At 63.0% G+C, this 13,262-nt stretch carries 11 protein-coding genes and 1 tRNA gene; 7 read left to right on the top strand and 5 right to left on the bottom strand.

The genetic code is table 11. The features are described from left to right. Nucleotide 1: 1 nt before the first annotated feature. Nucleotides 2–1,111, bottom strand: a complete 1,110-nt coding sequence (locus A0W34_RS21790; RefSeq protein ID WP_007727723.1) for a serine hydrolase domain-containing protein — start codon at nt 1,109–1,111, stop codon at nt 2–4. A 250-nt stretch (nt 1,112–1,361) separates the two neighbouring features. On the opposite strand from A0W34_RS21790, the gene A0W34_RS21785 reads away from it, so the two are divergent. The 4 genes from A0W34_RS21785 to A0W34_RS21770 all read left to right on the top strand — a co-directional run bounded on the left by A0W34_RS21785 (nt 1,362) and on the right by A0W34_RS21770 (nt 5,250). Continuing rightward, complete coding sequence (locus A0W34_RS21785; protein WP_020970417.1) at nt 1,362–1,895, top strand: NlpC/P60 family protein; 534 nt, start codon at nt 1,362–1,364, stop codon at nt 1,893–1,895. Nucleotides 1,896–1,960: 65 nt separating this feature from the next. Then, a complete protein-coding gene (locus tag A0W34_RS21780) occupies nt 1,961–2,647 on the top strand; it encodes a response regulator transcription factor (RefSeq protein ID WP_058037854.1) in 687 nt (228 codons plus the stop codon). Next, complete coding sequence (locus A0W34_RS21775) at nt 2,644–3,639, top strand: HAMP domain-containing sensor histidine kinase (protein WP_007727705.1); 996 nt, start codon at nt 2,644–2,646, stop codon at nt 3,637–3,639. The genes A0W34_RS21780 and A0W34_RS21775 overlap by 4 nt, the downstream gene beginning before the upstream one ends. Nucleotides 3,640–3,747: 108 nt before the next feature. Continuing rightward, on the top strand, nt 3,748–5,250 hold the full coding sequence (locus A0W34_RS21770) for a DUF4153 domain-containing protein (RefSeq protein ID WP_332314327.1): 1,503 nt from the start codon (nt 3,748–3,750) through the stop codon (nt 5,248–5,250). A 73-nt stretch (nt 5,251–5,323) separates the two neighbouring features. Here A0W34_RS21770 and A0W34_RS21765 read toward each other — a convergent pair whose 3' ends face one another. Next, entirely contained in the window at nt 5,324–7,660 is a 2,337-nt protein-coding gene (locus A0W34_RS21765) for an arylsulfatase (RefSeq protein ID WP_081558262.1), read from the bottom strand. 205 nt (nt 7,661–7,865) lie between these two features. On the opposite strand from A0W34_RS21765, the gene A0W34_RS21760 reads away from it, so the two are divergent. Together A0W34_RS21760 and A0W34_RS21755 are read left to right on the top strand one after the other, a co-directional pair. Next, nucleotides 7,866–8,534, top strand: coding sequence for a TetR family transcriptional regulator (locus tag A0W34_RS21760; protein WP_081558261.1), 669 nt, complete (start codon nt 7,866–7,868; stop codon nt 8,532–8,534). A gap of 35 nt (nt 8,535–8,569) precedes the next feature. Beyond that, nucleotides 8,570–9,487, top strand: coding sequence for a TauD/TfdA dioxygenase family protein (locus A0W34_RS21755; RefSeq protein ID WP_081558854.1), 918 nt, complete (start codon nt 8,570–8,572; stop codon nt 9,485–9,487). A 1-nt stretch (nt 9,488) separates the two neighbouring features. Here the strand turns inward: A0W34_RS21755 and A0W34_RS21750 are convergent, their stop codons facing one another. Together A0W34_RS21750 and A0W34_RS21745 are read right to left on the bottom strand one after the other, a co-directional pair. Beyond that, complete coding sequence (locus A0W34_RS21750; RefSeq protein ID WP_081558853.1) at nt 9,489–10,451, bottom strand: formylglycine-generating enzyme family protein; 963 nt, start codon at nt 10,449–10,451, stop codon at nt 9,489–9,491. Nucleotides 10,452–10,500: 49 nt separating this feature from the next. Further along, a tRNA-Arg gene (locus A0W34_RS21745) sits at nt 10,501–10,576 on the bottom strand. A 242-nt stretch (nt 10,577–10,818) separates the two neighbouring features. Here A0W34_RS21745 and A0W34_RS21740 point away from each other — a divergent pair. Further along, nucleotides 10,819–12,198, top strand: coding sequence for an LLM class flavin-dependent oxidoreductase (locus A0W34_RS21740; RefSeq protein WP_198035666.1), 1,380 nt, complete (start codon nt 10,819–10,821; stop codon nt 12,196–12,198). Nucleotides 12,199–12,207: 9 nt separating this feature from the next. Here A0W34_RS21740 and A0W34_RS21735 read toward each other — a convergent pair whose 3' ends face one another. After that, nucleotides 12,208–13,206, bottom strand: coding sequence for a winged helix-turn-helix transcriptional regulator (locus A0W34_RS21735; protein WP_003940366.1), 999 nt, complete (start codon nt 13,204–13,206; stop codon nt 12,208–12,210). Nucleotides 13,207–13,262: the final 56 nt, after the last annotated feature.

Here is a 13,262-nt window from a genome sequence, read left to right as displayed (position 1 = left end):
GTCAAGGGCAGAGTGCGTGCGAGAGTATCGCGACGGTGTCCGGCTGGTCCTTCGGCGTCGACGTCAGCGTCACAGTGAACGCGCGGTCCGGCGTCGCACCGGACAGTGTGTAGTACCCGTAGATCCCACCACTGTGGCCGGTATAGGTGACGCCGCAGGGAAGTTCGGTGGCGCCGACGCCCATCCCGTACCCGAGTCCCTCGGCTTCGGTGGCGGCGACCTGAGGGGTGGTCATCTCGGCAAGCTGCTCGGCCGGCACCACCCGCCCGTCGAGTAGTGCACGCCAGAAGGTGTTCAGGTCTGTGCCCGTCGAGACCATCGCTCCGGCAGCCCAGGGGATCGACGGTTCCGTGCGGGAAACGTCGGTCAGGCCACCGTCGAGATCCTGATAGCCCGTCAGGTGATCGCCCCTGATGTCGAGCTCACCGGCCGGCGGGAGGTACGTGTCTTCCAAGTCCAGCGGATCGAGTATCCGAGACCGGAGTTCATCGGCGTAGCTGCGGCCGCTCACGGATTCGACGAGCATTCCGAGAACGATGTAGTTGGTGTTGGTGTAGACGAACGACGTTCCGGGGACGAATTGCGCCGGTTTGCCGAGGGCGATGGCGACCGCGGCGGACGGCGTCAGCGTTCGGTTCTCGTTAGCTGCAATCCATTCGTCGGCGCCGGGTTCTCCGGCGAACTCGGGAAGGCCGCTGCGATGTTGCAGCAGTTGCCGCACGGTGATCGCGCTACCGTCGATGCCACTGCCGTCCATGTCACTGCTGTGCAGTAGGCCCGGGAGATACCGCTCGATCGGTGCGTCGAGGTCGACCTTGCCCTCGGCGACCAACTGCAGAACGAGTGAAGCTGTGAATGTCTTTGTCACACTTCCGATCCGGACGCGATCATTCTTGCCGATCGAATCGCCGTTGGTCCGGTTGGGCACGCCGCTGGTCATGACAGCCGTCGTGGTGCCGTCGTCGAGTGTTGCGATCGACCCGACGACACCCGACCTGGTGAGTCCGTCGAGATCCGATTGAATCTCCACTGCGCGCTGGAGCGTCGAGCAACCGACGAGTGCCGTGGTGGCTCCGATGATGACCGCGGCGACGAGCAGGTATGGGCGCATGAGTCGAATCTATGGACCTTGTCGTGCCGCGGGATCCAGGAAATCCCCCATCATTCCCTGATCTTCTGCCAGCCCGGGACGTAAGGCCCGTTTGTTCAAAACCGACAAATCGGATCAATCATTCCTGTCCGAACACCACGTCCACGCAGTTAACATCCGAACGAAGTGTTTGTTTTCACGTGTCTTACCAGTTCACGGCTATCGAGGTGCGCTGCCGCGCGCCGAAACGACTCCCACGAAGGACGGATGCATGAAGAAGTCGACACTCCGCACGGGAACGGTCGCGGCTTTGCTGACCGGAAGTGTCCTGTTGCTTTCCGCTGCCCCCGCCTCAGCCGACCCGGGAAGCCTCGGTAGCGGTGGCAGTAGCGGGAGTTCCGGAAGCTTGGGAAGCACGGGCAGCATCAGCAGCGGATCAGCCGCCCTTCCGATTCCGAGTCCGGCAGGGCTGATCGCGCTGGCAGCGGCGAGCACTCAGACCGGAAAGCCCTACCAGTGGGGCGGCGTCGGGCCGAACTCGTGGGACTGCTCCGGGCTGGTGCAATGGGCGTTTCGGCAGGCCGGCGTGAATCTGCCACGGACCAGCCAACAGCAGGCCAACGTCGGACAGCCGGTTCCCCGGTGGGCCCTCGCCCCCGGCGACGTCATCACCTTCTACCCCGGTGCGACGCACGTCGGCATCTACGCTGGGTTCGGAATGGTGTTCAACGCCTACGGAGTTGGTGTTCCGACCGGACTGACGCCCCTGGCGGATCTGCCGATCAACAACATCCGCAGGTTCTAGAACCTGCACAGAACCTTCACAAGTCCTCCCAGGTTCATCCACGAGGGCCGAATACAGTCAGTTCCATGAGTCAGCGAAGAGTGCTCGTGGTCGACGACGAGGTCAGCATCTGCGAGTCCATCGCGGCGAGGCTGCGTGCCGAGGGCTACGACGTCGAGTTGGCATTCGACGGCCCCAGCGCTGTGACCCGCTGCGAGCAGATGGATGCCGACCTAGTGGTGCTCGACGTGATGATGCCGGGATTCGACGGCCTCGAAGTTTGCCGCCGCATCCAGGCCGTGCGCCCGGTGCCCGTGCTGATGCTGACCGCTCGCGCCGATGAAACGGACATGCTGATCGGTCTCGGCGTCGGGGCCGACGACTATCTGAGCAAGCCGTTCAGCATGCGTGTGCTCGTCGCCCGGGTGCAGGCTCTGCTTCGGCGTGCGGATCGCGCGGAGCACGCTGCTCGCCCGGTGGCCGACCTCCTCGAGTTCGGTGACGTCGTGATCGACCTGACCGAACGTCGAGTGCGCCGTGATGCGCAAGAAGTTCACCTGACTCGCACCGAATTCGATCTCATCGCCTATCTGGCGGAGCGGCCGCGAGCCGCGATCCCGCGGGAGTCGCTGCTCGAGGAGATCTGGGGCTGGGGTGAGGGAGCGGGCAGTCGGACCGTCGACAGCCACGTCAAGGCGCTGCGACGCAAGCTCGGACCTTCCGTGATCCGGACCGTTCACGGGGTCGGGTACGCCTGGGACGTGCCGCGATGAGCGTCGTCGACCGTCTTTTTGCACGGTGGCCGCGGCCGCTGGACCCGATGCGGTCCTTCAAGGTGAAGGTCGGCCTCCTGGTTGTCGCAGCACTGGTGTTCGCCGCGGGTGGTTTCTGGCTGACGTCGCAACAACCGTTTCGTTTTGCTCTACTGACGGCGTTGGTTGTCGCTCTAGGCGTTACTCAGGTGCTCGCACACGGGATGACGTCACCGCTTCGCGAGATGACGGCCGCGGCGAAGGCGATGGCGCGCGGCGACTATTCGCGGCGAGTACGAGCGACTTCCAGAGACGAAGTAGGCGAACTCGCCCATGCGTTCAATCGGATGGCCGAGGACCTCGGGGCCGACGACCGGTACCGCCGCGAGTTGATCGGCAACGTCTCCCATGAACTGCGCACGCCCATCACCGCTTTGCAAGCCATGCTCGAGAACGTCGTCGACGGTGTCGAAGAACCGGATCCGGCGATGATGAAATCGGCGCTGCGGCAAACGGAACGACTGGGCGCGCTGGTAGCCGACCTTCTCGATCTCTCGAAACTCGAGGGTGGCGCAATGCCGTTGAAACGCCGCCGTTTCGAGGTCGAGCCGTTCTTACGCGAGCTGTCGAGTGTGAGTGCGGGCGACATCGAGATAGACGTCAAGCCTCCACAATTGTCCGTGGTCGCCGATCCGGATCGCCTCCACCAGGTGGTGACCAACCTGGTGGACAATGCGGTTCAGCACGGGAACGTCGACACCAAAGTTGTCATCCGAGTACGTACCGGCAGCGCGGGGGAGTTGGTGCTCGACGTCCACGACGACGGCCCCGGCATCGAACCACAGGCCCGTGAGCGAGTGTTCGACCGCTTCATCCGCGGCGGCTCGACCGACGGGGGTACCGGGCTCGGCCTCGCGATCGCGAAGTGGGCGGTCGAATTACATGACGGCAGGATTGCCGTCGTCGATGCCCCGTCGGGTTGTTGCATTCGAGTAGTGCTGCCGCAGAACTGAATCAAAGTCCCTGACGAGATCGAGAGATCTCGCGATGGCGCATGTCTTCATCGGCATTCGTCTGTACTTCCGACCCTGAAAAATTGAACCAGACACATAGGAGATCACATGAGCGCTCCGATAGTAATTCCACCGAAACCGCCGATGCCGGCCGTAAAACCCAAGCGTTCCAGCCGGTTCTGGCGTCCCGATCGCACGTCGATGGCCACCCGCTCGATGCTCCTCGGCGCGGCCGCAGTAGGGGTGCTTGCGGCCCTGATCCTCGACCCAGGGTTCGCGAGTATCGCGTACGTGATCGTGGGTGCCGGTGTGGTGATCGTCTTCGGGATTCTGACGCCGCCGCGGATGACCGTGACGCAGTGGGTCGCCGCCATCGGGATGCTCGCACTGCTGGGTGTTGCCGCCGTTCGCGGTGCGGAGTGGTTGGTGTTCCTCTGCGTCGTAGCTGCGTGGGTTCTGTTCACGTGGACTCTGATCGGCGGGCGGACGTGGACCGGAATACTTCTGGGAACGGTCGCTCCCTGGCGGGCACCCCACCGGACGGTCAACTTCGTTCGTCGTCGAAAACTTGCTACCCGCTCTGCTCCGCGGGTGCCGGCGGCGCGAGTTGTCGTCGTAAGCGCAGTGTCGATTCTTCTCCTGCTGATTTTCGGATCTTTGTTCGTGAGTGCGGATCCGGAGTTCGCGAAGATCTTCGGCGGCTTCGCTCCTGCCATCTCGGTGCCGAACCCGGGAGCACGGATCTTTGCCGGCGTCGTGATGGCGTTCGGCACGCTGGTTGCGGTGTATCTGCGTCGCAGAACGCCGACGGTGGACGCGTTTGCACCTGCGCCGGCGACGCCGTTGCCGATGTGGGAGTGGGCGGTCCCGCTCGGAGTACTTAACGTGCTGTTCCTCGGTTTTGTTGCAGTACAGACGAAGACGCTGTTCGGGGGAGACGAGCACGTACAGGTGACCGATGGACTGACCTATGCGGACTACGCGCGTGAGGGTTTCTGGCAGCTCATGGCGGTTACCGTGCTGACGCTGCTCGTCATCGCCGTCGCAGTGCGGTACATCGACCGCTGCGACGCTGGATCGAGGCGTCTTGCCCGCGGACTGCTGGGTGCCCTGTGTGTTTTCAGCCTGGTGATCGTGGCGTCCGCTGTGCACCGGATGTGGTTGTACGAGAATCAGTACGGTTTCACGGTGCTCCGGGTCAGCGTCTTCGCGACAGAGCTGCTTCTTGGCTTCGTGTTCGTGTTGTTGCTCGTCGCAGGTATTCGGATGTCCGGGAAGTGGCTGCCCACAGCTGTTCTCGCCACTTCGGCCGTCGCGCTGCTGGCCTTCGCGGTGTTCAACCCCGACGCGTACATCGCGCAAAAGAACGTGGAACGGTTCGAGGGCGGCAAGAGCATCGACGTTTCCTACTTACGCGGGCTCTCCGTCGACGCGGTACCTGCCTTGGATCGTCTACCGGAACCGCAGCGTTCATGTGCCTTGAGCAGATATCGATTCGGAGTGCCGGGCACCACTGCGCCCTGGGAGTTCAACGCAGCGCGTGAGAAGGCCCGCGACATCCTGGAAGCTCGCCCGGTGGGGCCGTGCCTGCAGATGTACACGGTCGGATAGACGCAGGGCGATTGTGCAGCCGCACGGCAGATATCGCGCGCGGCTGCACAATCGGCGAGCGTCGCCTGGTCGATCAGTGCACGGCGAGTGAGATTTTCTCCCGTTCCTCTGCGGACACCACATCTCGGGTGGATCGTAAGTCGACGGTCACGCTGTGGAGTTTGCCGCCGTAGCGGAACGTGCCCTTGTCCGCGAACTCTTCCGCGACCGGGCTTCCCCGGTTGATGCCGACGTCGAGCTGTTCGTTCATGCTGAAGATCGCCCGAGTGGTCTTCTCGATCCGGCCTTCGGAGACCACCTCGTCGTCGACGCTCAGGGTTGCGGTTCCACCCTTGCCGATTCCGCCGCCGTCGTACTCGAAGTGGACGGACACCTCGCGTGCATTGGGTGCCAGCGGGTTGCGCCCACGCACGAAGGTCCGACCACCGCCGCTGAAGTTGTAACAGTAGACGGGGACGGAATCGAGTATGTACAAAGCGAATCCGCCGAACCGGCCACCGAGGCTGACCAGCATGCCGTCGGCGACGCTACCCAGACTTGCGGTCAGCGTGTACGAGCGGTTGAAGAACGTCGGCGCGGCTTTCTCGACCAGACCGTTCATGTGTGGGTACAGCGTGAGGGTCTTGCGGCCCATCATCGGATGCGGGGGTCGTGATTCCGCGGTGGCGTGGCGACCGACCGTTCTGTCGTCCAGCGGCAGCACCTGATATTTGGCCGCCTCGACGAGGAACTTTTCCTTGAGCCGGGCGAGGATCTCGGGATGCTCGTCCGCGAGATCGCGGGCCTGCGACCAGTCGACCGAGGTGTCGTACAGCTCCCAACGGTCCTCGCTCATCGGTGTGAGCTCGAGGCCGTGAGTGGCCATCAGCCAGGGTGCGCGGTGGGCCGTGACTGCGGTCCAACCGTGATCGTAAATTCCGCGGTTGCCGAAGATCTCGAAATACTGTGTGGTGTGGCGCTCTTCGGCATCGGGCTCGGCGAAGGTGTAGTTCATCGCCACGCCTTCCATCGGTTTCTGGGTGACCCCGTCGACGCTGGTCGGTGCCGGAATACCGGCAGCTTCCAGGATTGTCGGCGTGATGTCGACGCAGTGATGCCACTGCTCCCTGATTCCTGGCTTGTCGATCCCCTTGGGCCAGTGGGTGATCAGACCGTTTCGGGTACCGCCGTAATGGGACGCAACCTGCTTGGCCCACTGGTAAGGGGTGTCGAGAGCCAGAGCCCACGACGCCGGATAGTGCGGGTAGCTGGTTTCGGTCCCCAATTCGTCGTAGCGCGCCAGTACGTCGGATGTCGCACTCTTGTAACCGTTGAGGCCGGCGAGGTAGTTGAACGAGCCCTCCATTCCGCCTTCCGCGGAAGCGCCGTTGTCACCCATCATGTAGAGCACCAGAGTGTTGTCGAGTACATCCATGTCCTGCAACCGGTCGACGAGCCTGCCTACCTCGTCGTCGGTGTGCTCGAGAAACGCCGCATACAACTCCATCAAACGGGCCGAGACCTTCTTCTGGTCGTCGTCGAGTTCGTCCCAGTATGGGAGCCCTGGAGCCCAGGGGGCCAATTCGGTGTCAGGAGCGACGACGCCCAGTTCCTTCTGCTTTTGGAGGGTGATCTCGCGTTGGCGATCCCACCCGTGATCGAATTCGCCGACGTACTTGTTCAGGTATCGGTCCGGAACCTGCAGTGGAGCGTGGCACGCGCCGAAGGGGAGATAGCAGAACCACGGCTTGTCGGGGTCCATCGTGTTGACACCCTCGACCCATTCGATCGCATGGTCGACCAGATCCTCTGACAGGTGGTAACCCTCCTGCGGCGTCTTGGGTAAGTCGACCATCGTGAAGTCCTCGTAGAGAACCGGGGTGAACTGGTCGGACTCGGCACCGAGGAAACCGTAGAACTTGTCGAAACCCTCACGGACCGGCCACCGATCGAACGGCCCGGCAGCGGTGGTCTCCCACGTCGGGGTCTGGTGCATCTTGCCGAAAGCACCTGTCGCATAGCCGTTTCCCTGCAGGACGCGTGCGACCGTGGCGGCAGAGGCGGGGCGGGTTCCGTTGTATCCCGGTGCCGCGTTGGCCATTTCGGAGATGACACCCATACCGACACTGTGGTGGTTGCGCCCGGTCAGTGTGGCGGCACGCGTCGGCGAGCACAGGGCCGTGGTGTGGAATCGGCTGTATTTCACGCCGGTTTCGGCCAAACGCTCGGCGGTGGGGGTGCGGCACGGGCCACCGAACGCGGAGGGTGCGCCGAATCCGACGTCGTCGATCATGATCAGCAGCACGTTCGGGGCCCCGGCCGGCGGGCGAAGCGGTTCCGGGCGGGTGTACGGGGGATTCTGATCGGGGTAGTACACGGCGGCCGCGACGTTCGGCGTCTCGGGAATGATCGGAATGGAATGGCGATTCACCAGCAGGCTCCTTGGCGTGTGCAAAACCGGGTCGATTAAGCAGTTGTCTTAATCGGGAGCGTATCGATTGGGGTTCCGTTGGCGGCGTATGTCTCGTTGACTGGGACAACTACCCCCGTGAGTGGCTAAGGAGTCCCTGCACTCCCTAACCGCGCACGGGGGGTGGGCCTTGCGGAATTAAGACAATGACTTATATGGTCGGTGTATGCCCGCCTCGTTGGATGCCAAGAACGCCATGATCGCCGTCGCCGAGCGGATGTTCGCCGAGCAAGGTATTCACGAAGTGTCCATGCGGGACGTGGCGACTGCGGCCGGGCAGCGCAACAACTCTGCAGTTCAGTATCACTTCGGTGGGCGAGACGGTCTGGTGCTGGCCGTATTCCGGCATCGGATGGATCAGATCAACGCAGCGCGACTGACGTATCTCGACGACATCGACGCCAGTGGGCGGACCGACTTGGTCCGTGCTTTGGTCGAAGCCTTTCTGTACCCGCTGGCCGATTTTCTGGCGACGGTCGACGGGTCCAACTATGCGAGATTCATTGCCCGAATCTCACCGTCGGTGGATACGCAGAGTGCTGAGTTTCGCGAGGTCAGTGAAGGAATCAACGAGGTAGTCGGCAGGTTGACGCGGGCGTTGCCGCATCTGCCCCGCCGCGTCGCGGTTGAACGGATCGATCTGACGTTCAACATGAGCGTCTCTGCTCTGGCCATCTTCGAGCAACGCCGGGAAGACGAAAACCCCGTTGTGCAGGCAGATTTCGATACGACGGTGGATCATCTGGTCGATCTCGCGGTAGGAGCACTGACCGCGCCCCAAAGCGCACACAAACGCACACGAGCAAAGCGGGTGCACGCGTCGACTGACGTGTGACCCCGCGACACGACACGACAGGACGGAGTCATTCGATGGCTACCCTTACATCATCAAGAACAGTCCAAATCGGCAATCACACAATCGAATTCGGACCACGCGGAATGAGGCGCAATCCGGAAGGCGTTGAATCGAGGCCGTACGAGCGGTTCACTCTGACACCCGTCACACCGTTCATCGGTGCCGAGATCAGCGATATCGACTTGCGTGATCCGTCGGAGGAGCAGATCGAGGACGTGCGTCGGGCCCTCCTCGAATGGAAGGTCGTGTTCTTTCGGGACCAGCCGATTTCGAGCGTGAATCATCGTGACTTCGCGGCCCATTGGGGTGAACTCGAGGTTCATCCACTTCTCCCGCAGGGAGAGGTCCCGGCAGTCGTCAGATTCGAACGCGGAGAGGACAGTCCAGGAACCGAGAACATCTGGCACGTCGACGTCACCTGGACGAAGACGCCGCCGCTCGGTTCAGTACTTCGGGCGATCGACGTACCGCCTGCCGGTGGTGACACGCTCTGGGCTGATATGGGGAACGCCTTCGACTGCCTCCCCGACGAGATCAAGGACTTGATCGACGGCAAGGACGCCATCCACGATTTTGTGCCGTCCTTCGGACGCGGCATGAGCCCGGAGAAGTTGGAACAGATGAAGGAGCAGTACCCGCCGGTCCTGCACCCGATGGTGCGTAAGCATCCGGAGACCGGGCGTAAGACTCTGTTCGTCAACAGCCTTTTCACCACCCACATTCCGGACATGGATCCTGTCGAAGGCAACGAGCTGCTCAACCTGCTGTTCGCGCAGGTCAAGGTCCCGGACTTTCAGTGCCGCTTCAAGTGGGCGCCGAATTCCATTGCCTTCTGGGACAACCGGGCTACCCAGCACTACGCAGCGAGTGATTACTTCCCTCATCGCCGCGTCATGGAGCGGGTGGCCATCCTGGGGGACGTGCCCTTCTGATCTACTCCTGCGGAATGCGGATGATGCACCGGAAGCCGACGTGGCAGGTCGAGGACTCCTCGGATTCGCCCTGCCGCGCGGCAGGGCGGTAGCGCAGGCAGTAGTTCGGTGCACACAGATGTGAGCCGCCCTTGATCACCCGTCGTGCGTAGGGTTCGCCCGCCAACGCCTCCGTGGCGAACTCCGCTCGGGGATTACGAGGAATGCAGCACGACGAGGCCGGCGCGACGTTCTTGGAACTGTGGGCGTGGTCGGACGTGTAGTGATCGGCCGTCCATTCCCACACGTTCCCGGCCATGTCGAACAGTCCGTAGCCGTTGGGCCGGAACTTTCCGACCGGAGCAGTGCGCTCGTAACCGTCCTCGAGCAGGTTCTCCCAGGGGAACTGGCCCTGCCACACGTTGCCACCGGGCCGCCCGCCCGGAGAGTCGTGATCGCCCCACACATAGGCCTGGCGATCGAGTCCGCCGCGGGCGGCAAACTCCCACTCGGCCTCGGTCGGGAGTTCCTTGCCGGCCCACGCGGCGTAGGCCTGGGCGTCGAAGTACGACACGTGGGTGACGGGGTGCCGTTCACGTCCCCCGATGTTGCTGTCAGCTCCCTCTGGATGGCGCCAGTCGGCGCCGGGAGTGAACGACCACCACTGGGTGTAGTCGTCAAGTGAGACCGGGCCGGGTGGCGAAGTGAAGACCAACGATCCCGGAACGAGGAGGGCTGGATCGGCATCGGGATAGTCGGCGGGATCCGGGGCGATTTCCGCAGTGGTGACGTGGCCGGTTGCCTTCACGAAGCGTCGGAACTCGGCGACCGTCACCGCCGTCGTGTCCATCCAGAATCCGTCGACGGTGACCTGGTGAACTGGGCGTTCTTCCGGATAGAAGTCTTCGGAGCCCATCCAGTACGTCCCACCCGGGATCAAAGACATGTTCTTCGGGGGAGTTGCCGTGGAGTGAGGCGTCGTCATGAATTCAAGAATGGCACGTTGGTCACGCCGATGTGGGGAGAGTCCCACCTGGTGCCCTCGGCAGGATTCGAACCTGCGACCCTTCCTTTAGGAGAGGAATGCTCTATCCCCTGAGCTACGAGGGCGGGGAGCGTACCGACAAGCGCTGAAAACCCTGTGCTGCCGGGGTTTTCGCTTCCCGATACTGCTGTTGCGTCCGCTCGACCTGTCGGCACGATGCCTCGGGCGTCACAGCTGCGCTAGTCAGTGTAGCGGCCCGCCGACGAGGTCGCGAAGTCGACGGTATCGCCGGGTGCAAGCAGGAGCCGAACCGATCGCACTGATCGCAATGGTGTTCACCGCGGAGCAGGCACGGCATCGTGCGGGAATGACCCGCAGAATCCGCTTCAACGCCTTTGCCATGAACTGCGTCGCCCACCAATCGCCAGGTCTGTGGCGCCACCCGGAGGACCAGTCGTCCAGGTACACGGATCTGACGTACTGGACGGAGTTGGCGAAGCTCCTCGAGCGTGGACGATTCGACGGGCTGTTCCTGGCCGACGTGTTGGGAACGTACGACGTGTACGGCGGCAATCACGACGCAGCGCTGCGGCAGGGCGCGCAGGTACCGGTCTCGGACCCGCTACTGCTGGCGTCGGCGATGGCTGCCGTGACCGAGCACTTGGGCTTCGGGATCACCGCAGGTACAGCTTTCGAGCATCCCTACCCGTTCGCTCGGCGCTTGAGCACCCTCGACCACCTGACGAACGGGCGAGTCGGGTGGAACGTGGTCACCGGATACCTCCCCTCGGCCGCACGGAACATGGGCGAGGACGACCAACTCCAGCACGACGATCGCTACGACCACGCGGACGAGTACCTCGAAGTTCTCTACAAGTTGTGGGAAACGTCGTGGGAAGACGACGCGGTGGTGCGTGACAGAACCACCGGGGTCTACACAGACCCCGCCAAGGTTCATCCGATCGAGCACGAAGGCAAGCACTTCACCGTTCCGGGCATCCACATCTCCGAACCTTCTCCGCAGCGGACGCCGGTCATCTTCCAGGCCGGCGCGTCGCCTCGCGGGGTTCGGTTCGCCGCCGAGAATGCCGAAGCAATTTTTGTCGGTGCACCGACAAAGGCGATTCTCAAAGACACCGTTGCCCGAATCCGAAACGAACTGACGAAGGTCGGGCGAGATCCGTACTCGGCCCGCATCTACACACTGTTGACGATCATCACCGACCGAACCCCTGAGTTGGCCCAGGCGAAGCTCGAGGACTACCGCAGCTACGCGAGTAGTGAAGGCGCGCTCGTTTTCACCTCGGGGTGGATGGGAATCGACCTCTCCGGATACCGAGCGGACGAACCGATCGGGAACGTCGAGAGCAATGCCATTCAATCCGCGGTCGCATCGTTTCGCCAGGCCGACGAGAAAGGTGGCGAATGGACGGTGGGGGACATCGCGGAGTGGGCGGGCATCGGCGGGCTCGGCCCGATCGTTGTCGGTTCCGGCGCGGAGGTCGCCGACGAATTGCAGGAGTGGGTGTCCGAGACCGACGTCGACGGTTTCAATCTCGCGTACGCGGTGACTCCCGGAACCTTCGAAGACATTGTGGAGCATGTGATTCCGGAGCTGACCAAACGAGGTGCCTACCAGAGCGACTACGACGAGGGAACGCTGCGCAACAAACTGTTCGGGCGAGGGGACAGGCTGCCGCTCGAACACCGAGGCCGGAGCTTCGACCGGATCCGCACTGCCGGCTGAGCGGGGACCTCAGGACCAGCCGGACCCGGGTACGTGAACCGAGGTGGTGAGGTCGACGGCCTCGATGTCCGAAGACCTCAACTCTTCACCGCACACACTGCAACCCAAGCGTGCTTCGAACCGTTTACCGCAGGCCTTGTGATGGAGAACGATGTCCGGGCCGTCCGCGGATCTGAACCAACGCTGACCCCAGGAGATCATGCACATCACCACGGGGAAATACGCCGTGCCCTTGGCGGTGAGTCGATACTCCGACCACTGTGGGCGATCCGGAAGCGGACGCGTTTCCATCACACCGATCTCGGTGAGGTGCTTCAAGCGATCCGCGACTATCGCCGGTGGTGCACCGGTGATCTCGGCGAACTCTCCGTAGCGGCGAGCGCCTCGGAAAGCTGCACCGATGATCGCCGCTGACCAGCGATTGCCGACAAGTTCCATCGTGTGAGCCAGAATCTCCGGACGGCGTTCGGACTTGGTGGAGCGTCGCCGCGATGTTGCTTCCGGGACACTGCGTGAGAAGTCCCCACTCGGACCCATTTGGGAGTCCAGGGATCGTACGTCCACGTCCTCGCCGCACTCCTTGCAGCGCAGGATCGGGGTGAAGTCGTTTCCGCAGGTGCTGTGCCGCAGTGGTGGAAGCGGCTGGGTTTCATTGGGCGCCCACTGCTTCTCCCACGACCACATGGTGATCAGGACGGGCCAGATCGACTGCCCTTTGCGGGTGACCGAGTATTCGTGCCTGGGCGGGTTCTGCTGATACTCACGACGCTCGAGCATTCCGCCGGCCGTCAGGACCGCCAACCGTGAGGACAATACAGAGTTGGAGATTCCCCCGAGGGCGAGCCAGTCGTTGTATCGCCGCGACCCCAACAGGGCGAATCGCAGAATCCAGAGGTTCCACTCGTCCCCCAACAACCCGAGCGTGACGGCCAGTGCGTTCGGACCGCCGGCAGGCAACTCGGTGACGCCCGCCGACGCGGTGGGTGTCGAAGATCCGGCTGCATTCACTCGTACCACCCCGAAATCATAGGCCGCGCACCCTGCGGCACCGCGAGACCGTACCG

It is taken from the genome of Rhodococcus sp. BH4 (assembly GCF_002079265.1).
In the GTDB taxonomy this organism is placed as follows: Bacteria; Actinomycetota; Actinomycetes; order Mycobacteriales; family Mycobacteriaceae; genus Rhodococcus_F; species Rhodococcus_F qingshengii.
This window is presented reverse-complemented; position numbering and strand designations above follow the sequence as displayed.